Genomic DNA, 20,288 nt, shown 5'->3' with positions numbered 1-20,288 from the left:
CCTTAGACATGCTCAGAGTACAGTAGTATTGATATTGCTGAAAATCTAATTATGTTGGAAGAAATGAAAAGACACGATGTAGAGCTTAAGTACTTACTCATTTTAACTGTGTTTTTATCATACCTTATTTATTTTGACTGTAAATAGTAATAAATCATTTCTTTTCTAAGCTATTGCTTATATACTTTTCTTGAAAAACATAAAGGGGCTATCTGTCACAGCCCCTTGTTTTTTTCCTAGGTTATCTGCCACACCCCTTTATTTTACACTCTCATTATTTTCATAGGTGTCAGCTTTTTCGAATAATAAAAGCAGGAAGAAAAACAACCTGCTTAATATAGAATTGAATAACCAATATGAAGTAGAAAGAATAATTTCCAAATGGTGTCAACCTAATCTTTTAGGCAGAACATCATTTAAATTTATAAACTCTCTTGACTATAGCCCCCAAATGGGGGTATAGTGTCATTGGCGAGAGGAGTGTAGAAATGTTAATTTATCATGGATCGAAAGATAAGATTGAAAAACCAGAGTATGGGAAAGGAAAGCCGTATAATGATTATGGATTAGGCTTTTATTGTACTGAAGCTATTGAACTGGCTAAAGAATGGAGCTGTACGGCAGAACATGATGGTTTTGTCAATGCTTACGAAATGGATACTGCTGGATTGGATATCTTGAATTTGAATGCTGCGAATTTTACAATACTCCATTGGTTAACTGTACTCTTAAAGAATCGTACATTCCGGTTGACAAATTCTATCGCAAAAGACGCAAAGGAATACTTGTTAGAGAATTTTTCGGTTAATACGACCTCTTGCGATGTGATCATAGGCTATCGTGCGGATGATTCTTATTTCTCTTTTGCGGAGGATTTTCTGAATAATGCAATATCGGTGAAGAAGCTGGAAAAGGCAATGCGGCTCGGAAATTTAGGTGAACAGTTTGTTTTGATTTCGCCAGCAGCATTTGAACAAATTCGATTTATTCATGCAGAAAGTGTACCGAGAAGCAAATACTTTGTGTTAAGATCCAAGAGAGATAAAGCTGCACGATTTGAATATTTAAATAGTGAACGTAGATCAAGCTATGGTACAGATGAACTGTATATGCTGGATATTATGCGGCAAGGAGTGAAAGCTGATGATACACGCTTACGATGAAATGTATGTAGAAGGTGCTATGATCCGCATGGGCGACATGCTTGAATACGCTTGCTTGGATTGTGGCTATGATCCTGATGGATTTTGGAAAATGTTTGTTCAGAGTGATGTAGCTCGTCGCTTTGAAGCTGGGGAGGCCGCGATTGTTTCTGGAAAGTCAGGACCAGAGTTAGCCTACATGATTCTGCTATCGATGGATTACAAGGATGAATTTCCTCAGCCAGCATGGCGAGAAGAACGAAGCGATCTGTATTGGTGCGGATGGGTACTCGCTTATTATCAATGGTATACAGCGAAATCCTTTTCAGAGATATGGAGGAGTGTTAGTATTCGAATGCTGCAGAGGTTGTATCCTACGCTTCATGAAGCGGATATTCAGAAGACTGTAGAAATATTAGCTGCGCTTCAGAAACCAGTAAAGAAGACTTCAATCAGTAATTTGCGTCTTGTACGTGGAATGACGCAGCAGGAATTGGCGGAGCGAGCTCACATGAGTATTTCACAAGTGCAACGATTGGAATATGGTGAACGAAAAGTCGAGAATTTATCATTAAAATCAGCTTTAGCCCTGGCAAAAGCTTTGGGCGTTGATGTTGAAGAACTCGAATAAAAGGTTGGATGCGAATATCTAGCCTTTTTTTGATAAATTTCGAGTAAATTGTTTCTACCTTTCTTCTACGATATGAAACATCTCTGTAGAAATGCGTTCAACGTTGATTTCCATACCTTATAGGGCAATCGACTCTTCTCTTATATTGCGAAGAAACCGTCAGTTTTATTTTGCTGCCTCCTGGTATGTAAATTGTGGTGCGATCACAGGTCGATTGTTTGAAGGTGATCTTTTTGCAGGACTAGGATGAAGAGATCTTGACAGAAATGGGTTTATTCATCGGAATATTACCGCCTGTTTTGATATCGGTGAGTTCAGGATCTGTGTTCGTATTCACTTCGATTTTTTAGTTGTAATCGGAGCTAATTTTAAATTATACGACTTTGCCTATACTATTTTTCTGCTAGATGACCGTATTGCTAAAGCAGCCATCCTAGATGTATCACATGTTCCATGTTCCATAAACATCTGGAATATCAATCCGACCAGATACGTTTTTTCCGTATGCATCCGAGTTTTCCAGTTCCACTACTTGGAGAAATTGCTCATAGTCAAGATATCTGGAAGCCTTGGCAATGTCATCTAGCGTAAGGAAAGAATTGCCGTCTGAAGCCAAAATTTTAAGTGCTACTAAAAGCGTGTCCTTCGGTATTTTGATAGAGGCATGATCGCGTGTTGCTGCCTGACATATTATGGTCAGCTTGCTATAATCCAGTTCTTGGACTTTCGAATCGTTTTTGTTTTGATTCGTATTCTGAGGATTAGGGTTTAACATGGGAAGAATCTCTTTCGTTATGCGTATTGCTTCTTTATTTCTATTGTGCGCATTATCATATGAAATTAATATGGATATTTCATTTTGAATTATTTTGTTTTCATGTGAAATAGAACCTTACTTATTGCTTTATCTATAATCATGAAAAAAGCATGGAGCCTCGATTTTCCATGCCTTTTGACGTTAGTGGATCAGAGCTAAGACCTCATCCAAATCCTGTTTTTCTGATTTTTTGAACTCACAAACGAAAGCATCGTTCTCACTATAGCGAGGAATGATGTGGAAGTGCAGGTGCTTGACTGTTTGGCCAGCCAGTTCGCCATTGTTGTTGAGAATGTTGATGGCGGCAGCGCCGGTTCTTTCTTGAATTTGAACGGCGAGTTTTTTCACGACTTGAATTAAGCGAGCCGCGGTTTCGTCATCGCATTCCAGTAAGTTCTCAACGTGTTTCTTCGGCATGACAAGCGTATGGCCTTTCGTGACCTGAGCGATGTCTAAGATGGCTAAGACCTGATCATCTTCATAAACCACCTTGGATGGGATTTCGTGGTGAATGATATCGCAGAAAATGCACATAGAAGTTCCTCCTTAACAGTGAATTAATTCGTATTCCCGGACACCCAATCCGATTTCTTCAGCATGGGCTAAGCAGGACTGCCAGTTGGTATCCGGATGGGTATCGGTAAAGTGATCATGATGCTCGTGAGCATGTTCATCCAAGACGCTGCCGGCAATGACCGGAGACTGATTCACGGCATCCACGCAGGCCTGATCCAAAGCGACAGGATCAAAGGAAGCAAAGATTCCGATATCCGGAACAATCGGCAGGTCATTCTCAGCGTGACAGTCGCAGCAAGGCGAAACGTCCATAATAAAGCTGATATGGAAGTGCGGACGACCCTGAACAACGGCCAGGGAGTATTCAGCGATCTTCTCGTTGAGGATATCATTGGCTTCATCGTTCATCGGTTCAATCGCGTCAAAGTTGCACATGCCGATGCAGCGGCCGCAGCCTACACAGCGGCTGTGATCGATATGCATCTTGTGATTCTCATCAAAGCTCAATGCGCTGTGAGCACAGATCTTCTGACACATCCCGCAGCTGCGGCACTGATCCGGATTCACCTGCGGCTTGGAGCTGCTGTGCATTTCCATCTTTCCGGCGCGGGAGCCGCAGCCCATGCCGATATTCTTCAGCGCACCGCCGAAACCTGTCGATTCATGCCCTTTGAAATGGGTCATCGTAATGAAGATATCGGCGTCCATGATGGCCCGGCCGATCTTGGCTTCCTGAACATGTTTCTGATGGATGGGAACTAACGCTTCATCCGTTCCCTTCAACCCATCCGCAATCAGGATGTGACAGCCGCAGCTGAATGGGTTGTAGCCATTCTGGTAGGCTGATTCAATGTGATCCAAGGCGTTTTTACGGCCGCCGACATAAAGCGTATTACAGTCTGTTAAAAACGGCTTGCCGCCCAGGGCTTTAATGACATCGACGATACGGTGGGCATAATTAGGCCGCAGATAAGCAAGATTTCCCGGTTCTCCGAAGTGAATTTTAATCGCGACATATTTATCCTGGAAGTCCAGATTTTCAATTCCGGCCTGTTTGACTAAGCGTTCCAGCTTGTCTAACAGACTGGTGGTTCCATGTGTTCTCAAATCCGTTGTATAAACTTTTGCTTTCTCCATATTCCTATTCCTCCATGCCCTTTATTATAGAGGAAAGCGGAATAGTTTTCCAGCTTTGACGCAGTGATTGGAAAAATATTCGCAGTGCTTATTCAGCATGAGAATAAGAAAACAATTTATGGCCTGAGACAATAAAAAAGACCTGGGATTTTTGCTTATGCAAAACCTCAGGTCTTTCTGCGTTTATTTTGATTTCGCCTGAATCAGATAGTCTGCATAATTGGACTGCAGCTGATCAAAGATCGTCTTGTCATACACGGTGAAGTTGTATTTTTCAAAGTAGTAGATGGAAGACTCCGAAGACAGAGCGCTGATCGCGGAGATCGTATCGACAGCTTCGTCCTTGAAGCTGTTGGCATCCGTGGCAATGACCTGGATGATGTAGAAATTAGCACCGTTGTCATCCGCGATGACATCCGATAAGGTCGGATCCGTGATCACTGACAGATAGGACAGCACGTTGGTGGCATAGCTGCTCTGCGTCGTGGCGATCGTCTCTGCGGCAGAAACGCTGGAACCTAAGCTCGTCGCTGTTTCTTCAAAGTTAGCGCCGCCCTTGACCTGTTCCAGTGCCTGGTTGGCAGTATCCTGATCCGTGAACTGCATAATCCGGATTTTCTTAGGAGAATACCGGGTTACCAGGTCGGAGAACTTCTCGTTGACATAAACCTTTGTCAATTCCTGCGACTGCAGGCTCAATAACAGACTGTTGTTCAAATACTCTTCTTCATCTGCAAAGCCGTAAGACTGCAGATAGCTGGCAAAGGAATCGCCCAGCATCGTTTTATACGTGTTCAGCGTTTCTTCCGCTTCGCTGCGCATTTCATCGGTAACCGGAACTTCTTTTTCAAAAATGACTTTCTTCGCTTCATTGATCGTGAAGTAGCCGGCGTCCCGCGCCAGCATGAAGTTGTACATCTCACCTTTGGTCAAGGTCTGACCGCCGACGGAGAAGACTGCGGTTTTCGGATCTTTCAGGGACGCGCGCGCATCGCTGCAGCCCGCTAACAATAAGGCCCCAAGGGCTAAAAGAACTAGCTTCTTCATTATTCGTTTCCTCCCTGTTCATCCTGATTATCCTGCGGCTGCCCCTCAGTGTTGTCCTGATTGCCATCCGCGTTGTCAGCATTGTCGGTATTTTCCGGCTGATCTTCCGGTTCGTTAGTTTCATTTAATCCCATGTAGATCAGCAATTTGTTCTGCAGCGCTTCATTGCCCTTGAAGTCGAGATCCATTTCCTGGGCTTTTTCCCAGACGACCTTCGGCTGCAGGTTTGGATAATAGGTGGCCAAAGCATCGTAGAATTCATCATATTCTTTTAAGGATTCAACATCGGAAACATCGCATTGAATGATGTGCCAGCCGTAAGTTGTCTGAATCCATTCGCTGACATCGCCTTCATTCATCGCCAAAGCGGTTTCTAAGAACGGTGAAACCAACTGCGTATCCGCATCCATATAGCCGATTGAGCCATTCTGAACGGCAGATCCTGAATCTTCAGATAATTCCTGAGCAACTTCCCCGAAATCCCGGCCGCTGGCTAAGGCATCCTTAACGGCATTGACACGATTCGTTTCTTCTTCGGTTGGATTCGCCGGATCATCCATCTTAATTAGAATATGGCTAACAATCCGCGGCTTCTTGGCTTCGACATAGGCCGGAATGTATTCGTCGGCATGATTGTTGATGTAATCCTTGATCATCTGCTGTGTTTTCTGGATATGGATGAAGTAGTCGGTCAGCTCTGAAAGCTTGCTGTAGCCTACGCCGTTGAGTGCCGTCAGCAGCATGTCCTTGTACTCATCGCCATAAGTGGACTGATACTGAGCGGTAATGGAATCGGCGTAGCTCTTGGCCTGCGTCTTCATTTCCTCGGTGGTTTCAATGGAAGGGTCAACGACCGCTTTCTCCATGAACTGATAAACGCCGGCTACGCCCATTTCGTTAAACAGCGTGTCGTAGAACTCGCCGGCTGTGATATCCTCATCGCCGATCGAGAACACGACGTCCTCGCCGCCGACTGTCTTTCCTGGGAGCTTTCCTTTGTTCTGGTCGTATGCAAAATAAATGCTGGCTCCAATTAACAGAACGCCAACAAGGCACACAAACCAGTACTTTTTGATTGTTTGTAACATGAATGTACCTCCTAATGAACTTTATTATTATAGGGTATTTCCAGGGACTTTGCAATTTGAACGGCGGCCTTTCTATCTGAATTTTATGTGAACAACCCCATTTCAGCGCATTTTTCTATCATCCCTGGAAGAAAAAGGGGAAAAAGACGCTCGGCAGGCGGGTTTAGAGAGATAATAATCCGCACATCCTGAAACAGAATATGCTATAATCATTCTGGACATTTTTTGTCTGAATAACAACTCGAATCATGAGCGGAAAGGATGAGAGAATGAGTCAGCTGATGATTAAAAATCTTCATGTTGAGGTCGAAGGCAAGGAAATCCTGAAAGGGATTGATCTGACCGTCGCCGATCATGAAATACATGCTTTAATGGGGCCGAACGGCAATGGTAAATCCACCTTGCTGGCGGCGATTATGGGTCATCCGAAATATACCGTGACCCAAGGCACAATTGAATTGGATGGCCGCAATGTCTTGGAAATGAGCGTGGATGAACGCAGCCGCGCCGGTTTGTTTCTGGCGATGCAGTATCCGCAGGAAGTGCCGGGAGTCACCAACTCTGACTTTTTGCGTGCGGCGATGAATGCCCGTCGGGAAAATCCGATTTCTTTGTTTGCTTTTATCAAGGAAATGGAAAAGACCATTCAGGATCTGCAGATGAAGCCGGACTTGGCGCATCGTTTCCTCAACGAAGGCTTTTCCGGCGGAGAGAAAAAACGCAACGAGATCGTCCAGATGAAAATGCTGAAGCCTTCCTTGGCGATGCTCGATGAGATCGACAGCGGTTTGGACGTCGATGCTTTGAAAATTGTTGCTGATGCCGTCAACCAGATGCAGCAGGAAACCGGATTGGGTCTGGTGGTCGTTTCCCACTATGAACGCTTCTATCAATTGTTGAAGCCGACGCATGCGCACGTGCTGATCAACGGCCGGATTGTCATGGAAGGCGATGAAACGCTGGTACAGAAAATTGATCAGGACGGCTACGACTGGCTGTATCAAGAGCTGGATCTGCAGCCGGTGAAAGAAGAAGTGAAGCTGACCTTCACGCTGGGCAGCTGCGCCGCCAGCGCCAGGGGCCGCAAGCATGACTGAAACAGTGCTGACCCTGCATGAAAGTCCGGTCAGTTCCGTTGTCTTAGATTCCCAAATTCGTGAGATTGTCATTGATGCACCCGCGCCGCTGACCCTGGCTTTAAGCGCGCCGAAACAGAGCTGCTGCGCTGTGGTTGTGCGGATTCGTCAGGCCAGCGCCTTGACGATTAGGGTGAAAGCGGAAGCCGGCAGCCGCGTTACGCTGCTGTATTGGAATGAAAGCAGCGCGCCGATCACGATCACCGAGGAAAATGAAGTATACCGCGATGCCCAGTTCAAGGCGGCTTATGTCCAGCTGAATCCGGGTACGGTTGAGCAGTCCTCAAAAACCATGCTCAAGGAACCGGGTGCGGAAGCCTTGCTGCAGTCCGCCGTGATTGCCCAGACGGAAAAACGGTTTGTGATCGACTGCATTCATGAAGCCGGGCAGACCAGCGGGATCATGGAGAATTACAGCATTGTGCTGCAGGGTGGCCGTTACCGCATGGAAGCGACCGGCAAGATCGAAAAGGGGGCGCGCCAAGCGAAGAGTCATCAGACCAGCCGGGCGCTGACCTTTGACGCCAAACAGACGGCTTCGATTCTGCCGAAGCTTTTAATTGATGAAAACGACGTGGAAGCCAGCCATGCAACGACGATCGGACAGATGGATGAAAACCAGATGTATTATCTGCAAAGCCGCGGCTTAAGCGAAGACGAGGCGATTCGCCTGGTTACCATCGGATATTTACTGCCGATTGTGCGGATCAGTGAAGATCCGGATCTGCAGAAGGCCTTGGCGCAGGAAATTGAAACGAAGGTGAATGAAGTATGTTTGACGTCCTCAAAATAAGACAGGATTTTCCAATGCTTCACCATCACACGATGCAGTCGCATCCGTTAGTGTATCTGGACAACGCGGCGACCACGTTTAAGCCGCAGTGTGTGATTGACGCTGTCGTGCGTTACTATACCGATCAAACTGCGAACGTGCACCGCGGGGACTATGAGATTTCCTATCAAGTCTCGGAAGCCTATGAGAAGACCCGTGAGGATGTCGCGCGGTTTATCCATGCCCAGCCGAAAGAAATTGTCTTTACGGCCGGAGCCAGCGCTTCGCTGAATTTAGTGGCGTATGGCTATGGCCGGAAATATTTAAAAGCCGGAGATGTTATTTTGTCGACGGAGGCGGAACATGCCTCCAACATTCTGCCCTGGTTTAAAGTGGCGGAAGAAACCGGCGCTAAAATTGAATATATCCCTTTAACCGAGGACGGTCAGCTGACCCTGGACAACTTCCGTCAGGCGATGCACGAGAACGTCAAGATCGTCGCGGTGGCGGACATTACCAACGTGCTGGGCTATATTGCCCCGATTGAAGAAATGACCCGGATTGCGCACGAAAGCGGAGCGATTGTCGTCTGCGATGGCGCGCAGTCGGTGCCGCATACGCCGACCGACGTCCAAGCCTGGGGAGTAGATTTTTTAGCCTTCAGCGCGCATAAGATGTGTGGCCCGACCGGCATCGGCGTGTTGTATGGAAAATATGAACTGCTGCAGAAAACCGATCCGTTTATGCTCGGGGGCGGCAGCAACGCCCGCTTTGATATGTGCGGCAACATCCTGCTCAAAGACGCGCCGTATAAATTTGAAGCCGGTACGCCCAACATTGAAGGAGTGCTGGGTCTGCAGCAGGCCGTGCGCTATCTGGAAAGCATCGGAATGGAACAGATTCAGGCCTATGAGCACGAGCTGAAGGCCTATGCGATTGAAAAACTGAAAAAACTGGATCATCTGATTCTGTATAACCCAACCTCGCCGACCGGCATCATCGCCTTTAATGTGAAGGATGTCTTTGCCCAGGATGCGGCGGGCTATCTGAATTCTCAGGGGATCGCTGTGCGTTCCGGCAATCATTGTGCAAAAATTTTGCTCAATGTCTTAAAAACTTCGGAAACGATCCGTGCCAGTTTGTATTTTTACAACACCAAAGAAGACGTCGACCGGTTTGTCCAGGCGTGCAGTGAAATCACGCTGGAAAACTGCGTCGGTCTGTTCTTCTGATCGAAAGGAGGAAGTTTATGTCCAGTATGTTAGACGATCCGATGATCCTGCGTCAGATCATCATGGATCATTATCAATATCCCCACAATCACCAGCTGACGGAAGAAGCGGGCTATCATCAGGTACACATGGCTTCAGAATCCTGTATTGACGATATTACAGTGCAGTCCAAGATCAATCCTAACGGCAGCATTGAAGACGTGCGTTTCGATGGGGTGGCCTGTACGATTTCCACCTCGTCCACCTCGATTATGACGGAGCTGCTCAAAGGCAAAAGCATTGCTGAAGCCAAAGCGATCATCGCCGATTACTTTGCGATGATTGAAGAGCAGAATTATGATCCGGAGCTGCTGCAGGAGGCAATTGCCTTTAAAAATGTCAGCAAGCAGGCCAATCGCATCAAATGTGCGACGATCGGCTGGAAAGCGATGCAGGAAATGATTGAAGAATGGGAGAAAAATCAATGAGCCGCGAACAAGAAGCAGTCCTGAAAACACAGGACGATTACCAATACGGCTTTCATGATGAGGATGTCAGCGTCTTCAAGACGAAAAAAGGATTGACGCGGGAAACCGTGATTGAGATTTCTCAGATCAAAAACGAACCGCAGTGGATGCTGGATTTCCGTCTGAAAGCCTATGATGCCTTTGTCAGCATGCCGATTCAGGACTGGGGACCGGATTTAAGCAGCCTGAATTTTGACGACTATACCTACTATATCCGTCCAAGCAACAAGAAAGAAACGGATTGGGAGGAAGTGCCGGAAACAATTAAAGAAACCTTTGATAAGCTGGGAATTCCGGAGGCGGAACAGAAGTTTCTGGCCGGCGTCAACACCCAGTATGAATCCGAAACCGTCTATCACAACATGCTGAAAGAGGTCGAGGAAAAAGGCGTTATTTTCTTGGATACCGATTCTGCCTTGCAGCAGTATCCAGAGCTGTTGAAAGAATATTTTGCCAGCGTTGTTCCGTATACCGACAACAAATTTGCTGCTCTGAACAGTGCGGTGTGGTCGGGCGGATCCTTCATCTATGTCCCGAAAGGGGTAAAGCTGGAAAAACCGCTGCAGTCCTATTTCCGCATCAATTCGGAGCAGATGGGTCAGTTTGAGAGAACCCTGATCATCGTCGATGAGGGAGCGGATGTGCATTATGTTGAAGGCTGCACCGCACCGACCTATTCCAAGGATTCGCTGCATGCCGCCGTGGTGGAGATCATCATCAAGGAAGGCGGCAAGTGCCGGTACTCGACAGTGCAGAACTGGTCGGACAACATCATCAATCTCGTGACCAAGCGGGCGAAAGTCTACGCGCATGGGGCGATGGAGTGGATTGACGGCAACATTGGTTCCCAAACAAATATGAAATACCCGGCGTGTCTGTTGGTCGGTGAATATGCCCGCGGAATGTGCATTTCCATCGCCGTGGCTGCCCGCCATCAGATCCAGGATGCCGGAGCGAAGATGATTCATCTGGCGCCGCATACGTCGAGTACGATTATTTCCAAATCGGTCTCCCGGTTAGGCGGTGAGGTGAATTACCGCGGTCTGGTTCAGCATGGGCCGAAGGCCGAATATGCCCGTTCCAAAGTTGAATGCGACACGCTGATTCTGGATGAACAATCCCGCAGCGATACGATTCCGACCAACGTTTCTTCTTCTAGGACGTCAACAATCGAACACGAAGCGACGGTATCCAAGATTTCCGAGGAACAGCTGTTCTATCTGATGTCGCGCGGATTGACGAAGTCACAGGCAACCGAAATGATCATCATGGGCTTTTTGGAGCCGTTTACGCGTGAGCTGCCGATGGAATATGCGGTTGAGCTGAACCAGCTGCTGAAGCTGGATATGGAGGGCAGTGTTGGATAAAAAAGCCCTGCGGAAGCTGGCGCAGATGAAGCGGCATGAGCTGCCGCCCTTGTTAAAGGCCCAGTTTGATGAAAATATTCGGGAACAGCTGATGAAGGTGCAGGAACCCTACCAAAAGATCGGCCTGTATATTTCAATCCAGGATGAAGCCGATACCCGGCGGATCCTGCAGCATCTTTTAGATCAGGGAAAACAGGTTGCCGTGCCTAAATGTGTTGTGCGGGATGGCATGAATACCCTGGATTTCTACTGGATTACAGGTTTACAGGACTGCCTTCCTTCCCGGTTTGAACTTTTGGAACCTGTTGCCCAGCCTTCGCACAAAGCGGAGCTGTCCGAGCTGGAGCTGATGATTGTGCCGGTGGTGGGCTTTGATTTGGAAAAGAATCGCATCGGCTATGGCCGGGGCTATTATGATTCAGTATTGTGTCATTTTTCCGGTCTGAAGGTCGGACTGGCTTACACGATGCAGCGCGTAGAGAATTTCCAGCCGGAAGTCTTTGATATACCGCTGGATATGATTCTTACAGAACAAGGCTCGCTATAAACTTGAACAGAAAGAAAACAAATCTTTTGACTTATTGGATCAAGTGATACTCTCATGCGGAGAATCACTTTTTCTTTTTATCCAAGAAAAAAGAAGCTTGCGCTCCTTATTGGGGTTTCAATTTATCCAGACATGCTTGCCGGGCCTGCTTCACGTCCGTGAACGTTTCCTCTTCTTCAAACAGATAAGCCATGAAATGATTCCAGTCCGCAGCCGAAAAGGCCTCGGCGTCGATCTGTTTTAAAACTCCGGCAACGACGGAGTGATTGTCCTGTGCTTTTAAATCGGAGATGAACAATCCGCATTGATCCGCGACTTCATCGATTAATGCCATCCTCAATCACACTCCTTCATCGTTTCAGTAAAGTGTACTTTTATAAAACACTGATCAAACTTCTCTATTCTTTATTTTAATAGGTAGATCGAATCCTGTCAAAACCTATTTTGGCTTTTCCTGGTAATTTTTACAGCTTGTCCCACCTGTTTCAAAAAGGTACACCTTTTTAGTACAGTCCCTTGCAAAAATCGGAGGTAATTTTTACCTTCTCTTTTTTTCTGAGTCTATGATGTAATGAATTCATGGAGGAGGAAGTTATGTCACAGACGATTTATGGATATGTCCGCGTATCCTCAAAAGATCAGAACATTGAGCGGCAGATGAAAGAACTCATTGCGTATGGCGTTGCCCCGCAGCGGATTTATATGGATAAGCTCAGCGGAAAAGATTTCAATCGGCCAAGCTATCAGAAGCTTACACGCCGCAAGGTCAAGCCGGGAGATTTAATTGTTGTTCAAAGTCTGGATCGGCTGGGGCGCAATTATGAAGAAATTCTGGAAGAGTGGAAATGGATTACGCGCACGCGCAGAGTTCATATCAAAATTCTCGATATGCCGATTCTCGATACCAGCGTCGATCAGGATCTGGTCGGCACGCTGATCTGCAATCTGGTTCTGGAACTGCTTTCGTTTGTCGCGGAAAATGAGCGGAAGATGATTCGCCAGCGGCAGGCTGAGGGCATTCGGATCGCCAAGGAAAAGGGTGTGCATTTAGGCCGTCCCCCGCTGAGGGTGCCGTCGGAATTTATGCCGCTGTATCATCAATGGCGGCAAAAGAGCCGGCCATCCAAAGAACTGATCGCACAAAGCGGCATGTCGTATCAAAAGTTTTACCGGACCTGCCGCAAACTCCAGCGGCAGGAAACGGGAAGCCAGTAAACAGAAAGCCGGCAGAATGGATTTCAGAGCCATGGAACGAAGCCTGCTTTTTCCGATCGGCCATTTTCGCCGCGTTTAAATTATGGTATGATTAAGGACAGAATTCGGAGGTGAGGGTATGCGCGTAGCGAAAGTTTGGATTGAGCATCCAGTTTTGCAGCTGGACCAGGTTTATTCCTATGATGCGCTGCAGCTTCCGGCGGAAAAAGGCAAGCGGGTGATCGTTGATTTTAACGGCCGGCAGATCGTCGGATTCGTCGATGAAGTGGCGGAAGTAGAAGATCCAGCGAAAACGTTAGCTAAGGGCCGTCCATTAAAACCGATTTTGGCAGTGCTTGATGAGAACGCGCTGATCACACCGGAATTGTTTGATCTGGCCAAGTGGATGGCGAAGGATACCCTGTCTCCGGTAATCTCCTGTTTTCAGGCGATGCTGCCGTCGAAGCTGAAGCCGAAAAGCTCCAATCAGAAAATTAAAATGGAACAGATTGCGGTTTATGTTGCCGATCATCCTCACTTAACGCCGCGGCAGAAGGAAGTGCTGGACTGGCTGAAGCAACAGGGACCGACAGGCTTGTCGCTCTGGCGCAAACAATCGCCGGCGATCACGCGGACCTTGGAAAAGCTGGGCTGTGTCCGACTGGACAGCCGAACCGTAAAAGCCAGCGTCCCTCAGGCTGCCCAAGCCGAAGCCTTTTTGCCGCTCAATGCCGATCAGCAGCGGGTTGTTCATGAGATTGAAACCAGCTCCAAAGCGGTCATGTTGCTGCACGGCGTGACCGGCAGCGGGAAAACCGAGGTCTATCTGCATCTGGCCCGGCAAGTGCTGAACCAGGGCAAACAGGTTTTGATTCTGGTGCCGGAAATCTCACTGACACCGCAGATGGTCGCGCGGGTCAAAGGGCGTTTTCCAACCGAGGTTGCGATCTATCATTCCGCGCTGAACAATCAACAGAAATATGAACAATACTGCCGCGTCTTTGAAAAGCAGGCGTCGATTGTCGTCGGCACGCGCTCAGCGGTTTTTATGCCATTTGATCATTTGGGCTTGATCATCCTGGATGAGGAACATGATTCCAGCTATAAGCAGGACTCGCTGCCGCAGTATCATTGCCGCGATATCGCAATTCATCGCGCGCAGTATTTTGGCTGCAAGGTGATTTTGGGCAGCGCAACGCCTTCCTTAGAATCCTATGCCCGAGCGTTAAAAGGCGTCTATGGACTGACGGAGCTGAAAGAGCGGGTCAACCGTCAGCTGCCGGTCTGTACCGTTGTGGACATGAAGAATCAGAGCCGCTCGCAGTCAGGCATTCTCAGCGATGAGCTGAAACAGAAGATTGCGGAACGCTTAGACCGGAAAGAACAGGTGATTCTGTTATTGAACCGGCGTGGGTACAGCCCGCTGATCAAGTGCGGCCAGTGCGGGGAAACCTTGCAGTGTCCGCATTGTGATGTGGCGCTTTCCTATCATAAATCAATCAACAAGATGAAATGTCATCTGTGCGGGTCGGAATATCCGTTAATTACCGTCTGCCCGAAATGCGGTTCCCGGACGTTTGCGGCTCCGGGTTACGGCACCCAGAAGCTGGAAGAGGAAGTTGCTCGGTTATTCCCGCAGGCTCGGATCCTGCGCATGGATGCCGATACAACCTCGCGCAAACAGGCACACCAGACGCTGTTGGAACAATTCGGGCACCATGAAGCAGATATTCTTGTGGGCACGCAGATGATTGCCAAAGGTCTGGATTATCCGCAGGTGACTCTGGTCGGCATTCTCAATGCCGATGCCGGAACCGCCCGGCCGGATTTTCGCAGTGTGGAAATGACCTTTGATCTGATCATGCAGGCTGCCGGCCGCAGTGGTCGTTCGTCAACGCCCGGCGAAGTGATTATTCAGGCTTTTGATCCGAATCATTTTGCTGTGGCAGCCGGCAGCCGGCAGGATTATTCCGGATTTTTCTATCAGGAAATGCAGTATCGGCATTTAGGCGGTTACCCGCCGTATACCTATTTGATCGCATTGACCTTTTCCGACAGCCATCCGGAGCGGCCGAAGCAGTCGGCGCAATGGTTTGCCCAGGCGCTGAGACAGACCGACGCGTTTAAGGTGCTGGGGCCGAGCGATTTGTTTAAGCTGCAGGATCGTTACCGCAGCCGCTTGGTGCTGAAAAGCAAAAATCTGGATCAGATGAAAGCGGTTCTTTCCCAAGTCTTGGAAGAGTATCGCTCACAACGGGCTCAGGCGCATTTGAGCATTGATGTCAATCCACTGATTCTGGATTAGCGGCGTGAAGCAATGAAGACAAGCACTGACTGCGAAACCGCGGTAGTGGATTCAATAAGAAGCAAAGGAGCAGGGCGGATGAACAATACGAGAAAAACCGCATGGCAGGGCTTGCATGCGGTGATCAATGAAGGACAATATGCCAGTTTGTGGCTGCGTCAGCATGGCTTGGCGCTCAGTGAGGAAGAAAAGCGCTGGGTGACGGCTGTCCTGTACGGTGTGCTGCGTCATCGGGAGCCGCTGCGCTGGCAATGGCGGGATTTGGTGAAGCGGATCCCGGAAGCCAAGGTCGCAGTGCTGCTGGATATGAGCGTGTACCAGCTTTTTTATCTGGATAAGGGCACTGACTACGCGGTTGTTAACGAGGCCGTAAAGATGTGCCCGCAGCCAATGAAAGGGTTGGTCAACGCGGTGTTAAGGCAAGTGCTGCGGCGGGGACAGAGACCGCTGCCCCAGCCGGATTCCATCGCAAATCTGGCATTGGTCACCAGCCATCCGCAATGGTTGTTAAATCTGTGGAAAGCCCATTACGGGGAGGATAAAATGCGTTCGATCGCACTGGCCGATTTAGAAGAAGCGGCGGTCAGCGTGCGGATCAATCCGCTGAAGCTGAAAGCCGAGGAGCTGATTTTGCGCCCGAACTGGACTTTGCAGTCCAATGGCTGGACGATTTCGACCACCGGCAATCCCGTCGCTGATCCTTGGCTTGGCGAAGGGAAAATCGTCATCCAGGATCGATCCAGCCAACAGGTCGCGCTGTGGCTGGATCCTCAACCAGGGGAATCCGTCTTTGACGCCTGCAGCGCTCCGGGAACCAAGACGACGCAGCTGGCGGCGATGATGGACAATCAGGGCTCGATTCTGGCCTGCGATCTGCATCCGCACCGTTTAAAATTAGTGGAAGAAGCGGCGCAGCGCGTCGGGGCTTCAATCATTGAAACCCGGATGCTGGATGCTGCCTGTGCTGATCAGCAGCTGGCTGGCCGGCAGTTTGACAAGGTGCTTTTGGATGTGCCGTGCAGCGGTTTGGGCGTGCTGCGGCATAAGCCGGAGATTCTTCTGCGCTTAACCCCAGAAGCATTGGACGAAATTGCCAATCTGCAGGCGGAAATTTTAAACCACTGCGCGCCGCTGTGCCGGGTGGGCGGGACGCTGGTTTACAGCACCTGCACGCTCAACCGCAAGGAAAATGACAAGCAGACGTCAGCGTTTTTAGCCCAGCATCCGGATTTTGAACTGCAGGATGAGAAAACGTTCTTCCCGGACGAAGGGGATCAGGATGGCTTTTATATCGCGAAAATGATCCGCCGCCGTTAAAAATATGGTAGAATAAGGGACGGTGATACTATGAAAACAATTTATGATTACAGTTACTTACAACTGGAAGAACTCGTTCTTAGTTTAGGCTGGAAAAAATATCGGGCCGATCAGATTTTTCAATGGCTGTACCGCAAACATGCCGTCACATTTGATCAGATGACCGATTTAAGCAAGGACATGATCGCTCAGCTGAACGCGCAGTTCTGCATCAATCCGATTCAGCTCGTTGAAAAGCAGGTGTCGCGCGACGGAACGATTAAGTTTTTATTTGAACTGGGCGACGGCGCCTTCGTTGAGTGCGTGTTAATGACTTATAACTACGGCCGTTCCTTATGCGTGACTTCGCAGATCGGCTGCAACATGGGCTGTACGTTCTGTGCCAGCGGTTTGTTGAAGAAGCAGCGGGATCTGACCAGCGGTGAAATGGTCGCCCAGGTTATGAGCGTGCAGCTGGAGCTGGATAAAGAACCTGATCGGATTTCGCATGTCGTCGTTATGGGCACAGGCGAACCGTTTGACAACTATGACAACGTTTTGAATTTCTGCAACACGATTAACCATGATAAGGGGTTGGCCATCGGCGCTCGGCATATTACGATTTCGACCAGCGGACTGGTCCCGAGCATTGATCGGTTTGCGGCCGAACACAAGCAGTACAATCTGGCGATTTCGCTGCACGCTCCGACCGATGAGCTCAGAAGCAAAATCATGCCTGTCAATAAAGCCTATCCTTTAGGTCCGCTGATGGCCTGTCTGCGCCGCTATTCCGTTGAAAATAACCGCCGGCTGACGTTTGAATACATTTTGCTCAAAGGTGTCAACGATACGCCGGAAATGGCGGGCAAGCTGGCTGCGCTTATCCGCGGCATGAATGCTTACGTCAATCTGATTCCGTACAACCAGGTGGATGAAAACGGCTATAAGAGTACGGATTACAAATCCGCGATGCGGTTTTACGATGCCTTGATGAAGCAGGGTGTGAAAGCGACGCTGCGCCAGGAGCACGGCAACGATATCGACGCAGCCTGCGGTCAGCTGCGCGCCAAGCATGAAAGGATGCGCCAACAATGAAGTGCTTCGGCGCTACGGATACCGGCTTAGTCCGCGCGTGCAATCAGGACAGCTATGTCATCGCCTCCAATGAGGTTGGCGATGTTTTCGCTTTGGTCTGCGATGGGATCGGCGGAGGCAATTCCGGTGATGTCGCTTCGCAGACGGCAATTCAGTATTTCAGCGAGGTGTTCAGCGCGAACCAGGGGTTCAAGGATGAGGAAGAGGCTCTGACGTGGCTGCGCTATCAGGTGCGCAAGGCTAACGACACGGTGTTCACCCTTTCCACGACCCGCAAGGATTATCAGGGGATGGGGACGACGTTAGTCGGCGTGCTGCTGATCCCGCAGGGCAGCTATGTGATCAACATCGGCGACAGCCGTGCCTATGCTTCCTTTCAGGATGGCAGCTTCCGCTGCCTGACGCAGGATCACACGCTGGTGCAGGAGCTGGTCAATCATGGCGAGCTGAGCGAAGAAGAGATGATGAATCATCCGAAGCGGAACATGCTGACCAACGCGTTGGGAATCTGGTCGAATATCCGCATTGATTTAACCCGGATTGACGATCCGGTCGATACGTTTTTATTGTGTTCGGATGGCCTGCATGGTTATGTGCCGGACAGCGTGATTGCCAAAGTAATGCTCGATCCGCGTCAGACGCTGCAGGGCAAAAGCAAGCAGCTGATGAATCTGGCGCTTCTGCAGGGTGGTTATGACAACATCACGATCATCCTGATCCAAAAGGAAGCGGGGGATAAGCGATGAACAAAATGATTGCCAAGCGCTATATGATCGTCAAGCATATCGGACAGGGCGGCATGGCGGATGTTTACGTCGCTGTCGATACCCTGTTAAACCGCGAAGTCGCCGTCAAGGTGCTGCGCGGGGAATTAAGCAACGATCCGGTAGCTTTGCTTCGCTTTCAGCGCGAAGCCAATGCCTCGACGGCGTTATCCCATCCCAACATCGTCGATATTTACGATGTCGGTGAAGAAAACGGGTACCACTACATTGTGATGGAATATGTCCGCGGCAAGGATCTGAAGCAGCTGATCGCCCAGCGCGGCGCTTTGTGCAAAGAAGAAGCTGTCGCCATTATGAAGCAGTTGGTCAGCGCAGTCGCTGAAGCGCACCGCCGCAATATCATCCACCGCGATATCAAGCCGCAGAACGTTCTGATCAAGGATGACGGAACGTTGAAGGTCGTGGACTTCGGCATTGCTTTAGCCCAGGATGCCCTGCAGCTGACACAGTCCGATTCGGTTATGGGCTCGGTGCATTATCTGGCGCCGGAGGTGGCGCGTGGTGAAGCAGCGACCCGGCAGAGCGATATTTATTCATTGGGCATTGTGTTTTACGAACTGCTTTCCGGCGAGGTCCCGTTTCATGGCGAACAGGCGGTGCAGATCGCGATGAAGCATATGCGTGAGGAAATTCCTTCGATCCGTGCGCTGAATCCGCAGCTGCCCCAGGCCGTGGAAAATGTGATTCTGCGCGCGACGGCGAAAAACAAAAACTTCCGCTATTCAAGCTGTGAAGTCATGCTTCAGGATTTGACGACCTGCCTGTCGCCCGAACGGGCCAATGAGCCGCGGGTTGTCTTTAAGACGCCGAGCGAAGGCAACAAGACGATTGCGATGGATACCGCCCGACGGAAGGAGAATGGTTCATTCCGTCCTGCTGCCAAGCCGGTAAAAAAGAAAAAGAAACGCAAAAAGAAAAGCAATGCTTGGATGACGCTGTTAGTCACAGGCTTAGTCGTGTTGTCGATTGCCGCGGTGATCTTCATCCTAGCGCTGACCGGCAACTGGGGCGGCAAAAGCCAGCTCGTTGAGGTGCCGCCGCTGAACAACCTGACCGTAGAACAGGCTGCTTCGGCCTTGAGCGATGTCGGACTGGAGCTGAATCGTTCAGAGATTACGTATTCCTTAACCGATGACGTGGAGAAGGATCGGATTTATGAAAGTGATCCGGCGGCGTCGACAATGCTGACCAATGGCTCCATGGTGAAGGTCAAGGTCTCGCTGGGGCGGTATGTCGTCATTGAAAATTATGTCGGCATGAAGATCAGCGAAGCCCGTGAGAAGCTGGAAAGCGCCAATATCCGCATTCAGACGACACAGGAAGCCAGCGACAGCGCCCCGGGAACGATTCTGCGTCAGGAGCTGCTGGAGCCGCAGTCGAAGATTGATCCGCAGAAAACCAATACGATTCGTTTTGTGATCGCCGCCTATCCGACTTTCCAGATTGACTGGTCGATCAAGGGGATGGATGTTTTTGAAGCTCAATCGCTGTTGGAAGGGCAGGGCGCGGAAGTCATCCTTTCGGTACTCGATACCGACAACATGAGCGAGGAAGAGGCAGCCAGTGTTGAGCGCGGGGTTGTGATTCAATGCACGCCGGGCTTTGGCACGTTGTATGAACAAAATGAAGAAAGCTACATTACCTTATATTATTATTGAACAGCTGAATAAAAAGC

The 20,288-nt window shown here is 49.2% G+C and carries 20 protein-coding genes; 14 read left to right on the top strand and 6 right to left on the bottom strand.

From position 1 onward, the window contains the following. The first annotated feature begins 488 nt into the window (after positions 1–488). A complete protein-coding gene (locus BN162_RS04140) occupies positions 489–1,163 on the top strand; it encodes a DUF3990 domain-containing protein (RefSeq protein ID WP_020223817.1) in 675 nt (224 codons plus the stop codon). Next, complete coding sequence (locus BN162_RS04135; protein ID WP_020223816.1) at positions 1,144–1,773, top strand: helix-turn-helix domain-containing protein; 630 nt, start codon at positions 1,144–1,146, stop codon at positions 1,771–1,773. Before BN162_RS04140 ends, BN162_RS04135 begins: the two co-directional genes overlap by 20 nt. 442 nt (positions 1,774–2,215) lie before the next feature. On the opposite strand, the gene BN162_RS04130 is transcribed toward BN162_RS04135, so the two are convergent. From BN162_RS04130 to BN162_RS04110, 5 genes are all read right to left on the bottom strand, one after another. Next, positions 2,216–2,548 (bottom strand): hypothetical protein, encoded by a 333-nt coding sequence (locus BN162_RS04130; protein WP_020223815.1) that lies wholly within the window; start codon positions 2,546–2,548, stop codon positions 2,216–2,218. Between the two features lie 183 nt (positions 2,549–2,731). Then, positions 2,732–3,124, bottom strand: coding sequence for an HIT family protein (locus BN162_RS04125; RefSeq protein WP_020223814.1), 393 nt, complete (start codon positions 3,122–3,124; stop codon positions 2,732–2,734). Positions 3,125–3,136: 12 nt separating this feature from the next. Next, positions 3,137–4,243, bottom strand: a complete 1,107-nt coding sequence (locus BN162_RS04120) for a DUF362 domain-containing protein (RefSeq protein ID WP_020223813.1) — start codon at positions 4,241–4,243, stop codon at positions 3,137–3,139. A gap of 183 nt (positions 4,244–4,426) precedes the next feature. Then, entirely contained in the window at positions 4,427–5,290 is an 864-nt protein-coding gene (locus BN162_RS04115) for a peptidylprolyl isomerase PrsA family protein (protein WP_020223812.1), read from the bottom strand. After that, complete coding sequence (locus tag BN162_RS04110) at positions 5,290–6,378, bottom strand: peptidylprolyl isomerase (RefSeq protein ID WP_020223811.1); 1,089 nt, start codon at positions 6,376–6,378, stop codon at positions 5,290–5,292. Before BN162_RS04110 ends, BN162_RS04115 begins: the two co-directional genes overlap by 1 nt. 269 nt (positions 6,379–6,647) lie before the next feature. Here BN162_RS04110 and sufC point away from each other — a divergent pair, with 269 nt between their 5' ends. The 6 genes from sufC to BN162_RS04080 are packed head-to-tail and all read left to right on the top strand — an operon-like array spanning position 6,648 to position 11,938. Then, complete coding sequence (gene sufC, locus BN162_RS04105; protein WP_020223810.1) at positions 6,648–7,475, top strand: Fe-S cluster assembly ATPase SufC; 828 nt, start codon at positions 6,648–6,650, stop codon at positions 7,473–7,475. Next, positions 7,468–8,307: a SufB/SufD family protein gene (locus BN162_RS04100; protein WP_020223809.1), complete on the top strand. Its 840-nt coding sequence runs from the start codon at positions 7,468–7,470 to the stop codon at positions 8,305–8,307. Before sufC ends, BN162_RS04100 begins: the two co-directional genes overlap by 8 nt. Then, entirely contained in the window at positions 8,286–9,518 is a 1,233-nt protein-coding gene (locus BN162_RS04095; protein WP_020223808.1) for an aminotransferase class V-fold PLP-dependent enzyme, read from the top strand. The genes BN162_RS04100 and BN162_RS04095 overlap by 22 nt, the downstream gene beginning before the upstream one ends. Before the next feature lie 17 nt (positions 9,519–9,535). Next, positions 9,536–9,985: a Fe-S cluster assembly sulfur transfer protein SufU gene (gene sufU, locus BN162_RS04090; RefSeq protein WP_020223807.1), complete on the top strand. Its 450-nt coding sequence runs from the start codon at positions 9,536–9,538 to the stop codon at positions 9,983–9,985. Then, positions 9,982–11,391 (top strand): Fe-S cluster assembly protein SufB, encoded by a 1,410-nt coding sequence (gene sufB, locus BN162_RS04085; protein WP_020223806.1) that lies wholly within the window; start codon positions 9,982–9,984, stop codon positions 11,389–11,391. The genes sufU and sufB overlap by 4 nt, the downstream gene beginning before the upstream one ends. Next, complete coding sequence (locus BN162_RS04080; RefSeq protein WP_020223805.1) at positions 11,384–11,938, top strand: 5-formyltetrahydrofolate cyclo-ligase; 555 nt, start codon at positions 11,384–11,386, stop codon at positions 11,936–11,938. The genes sufB and BN162_RS04080 overlap by 8 nt, the downstream gene beginning before the upstream one ends. 106 nt (positions 11,939–12,044) lie before the next feature. Here BN162_RS04080 and BN162_RS04075 read toward each other — a convergent pair whose 3' ends face one another. Further along, positions 12,045–12,272, bottom strand: coding sequence for a hypothetical protein (locus BN162_RS04075; protein ID WP_020223804.1), 228 nt, complete (start codon positions 12,270–12,272; stop codon positions 12,045–12,047). 260 nt (positions 12,273–12,532) lie between these two features. On the opposite strand from BN162_RS04075, the gene BN162_RS04070 reads away from it, so the two are divergent. The 6 genes from BN162_RS04070 to pknB all read left to right on the top strand — a co-directional run bounded on the left by BN162_RS04070 (position 12,533) and on the right by pknB (position 20,271). Beyond that, positions 12,533–13,153, top strand: a complete 621-nt coding sequence (locus BN162_RS04070) for a recombinase family protein (protein ID WP_020223803.1) — start codon at positions 12,533–12,535, stop codon at positions 13,151–13,153. A 118-nt stretch (positions 13,154–13,271) separates the two neighbouring features. Then, on the top strand, positions 13,272–15,437 hold the full coding sequence (gene priA, locus BN162_RS04065; protein WP_020223802.1) for a replication restart helicase PriA: 2,166 nt from the start codon (positions 13,272–13,274) through the stop codon (positions 15,435–15,437). A gap of 78 nt (positions 15,438–15,515) precedes the next feature. Beyond that, positions 15,516–16,754 carry a 16S rRNA (cytosine(967)-C(5))-methyltransferase RsmB gene (rsmB, locus tag BN162_RS04060; RefSeq protein ID WP_020223801.1) on the top strand — a complete coding sequence of 413 codons (1,239 nt, stop codon included), beginning with the start codon at positions 15,516–15,518 and terminating at the stop codon, positions 16,752–16,754. 30 nt (positions 16,755–16,784) lie between these two features. Then, positions 16,785–17,828, top strand: coding sequence for a dual-specificity RNA methyltransferase RlmN (gene rlmN, locus BN162_RS04055; protein ID WP_020223800.1), 1,044 nt, complete (start codon positions 16,785–16,787; stop codon positions 17,826–17,828). Then, the gene (locus BN162_RS04050; protein ID WP_020223799.1) at positions 17,825–18,574 is read left to right on the top strand and encodes a Stp1/IreP family PP2C-type Ser/Thr phosphatase; all 750 of its coding nucleotides are present in this window, start codon (positions 17,825–17,827) and stop codon (positions 18,572–18,574) included. Before rlmN ends, BN162_RS04050 begins: the two co-directional genes overlap by 4 nt. Further along, positions 18,571–20,271 carry a Stk1 family PASTA domain-containing Ser/Thr kinase gene (pknB, locus tag BN162_RS04045; RefSeq protein ID WP_020223798.1) on the top strand — a complete coding sequence of 567 codons (1,701 nt, stop codon included), beginning with the start codon at positions 18,571–18,573 and terminating at the stop codon, positions 20,269–20,271. Before BN162_RS04050 ends, pknB begins: the two co-directional genes overlap by 4 nt. The last annotated feature ends 17 nt before the right edge of the window (positions 20,272–20,288 follow it).

The sequence above is a fragment of the Holdemania massiliensis AP2 genome (assembly GCF_000327285.1).
Taxonomy (GTDB): Bacteria; Bacillota_I; Bacilli_A; order Erysipelotrichales; family Erysipelotrichaceae; genus Holdemania; species Holdemania massiliensis.
The sequence above is the reverse complement of the archived record's forward strand: the minus strand, read 5'-3'. Positions and strand labels throughout refer to the sequence as shown.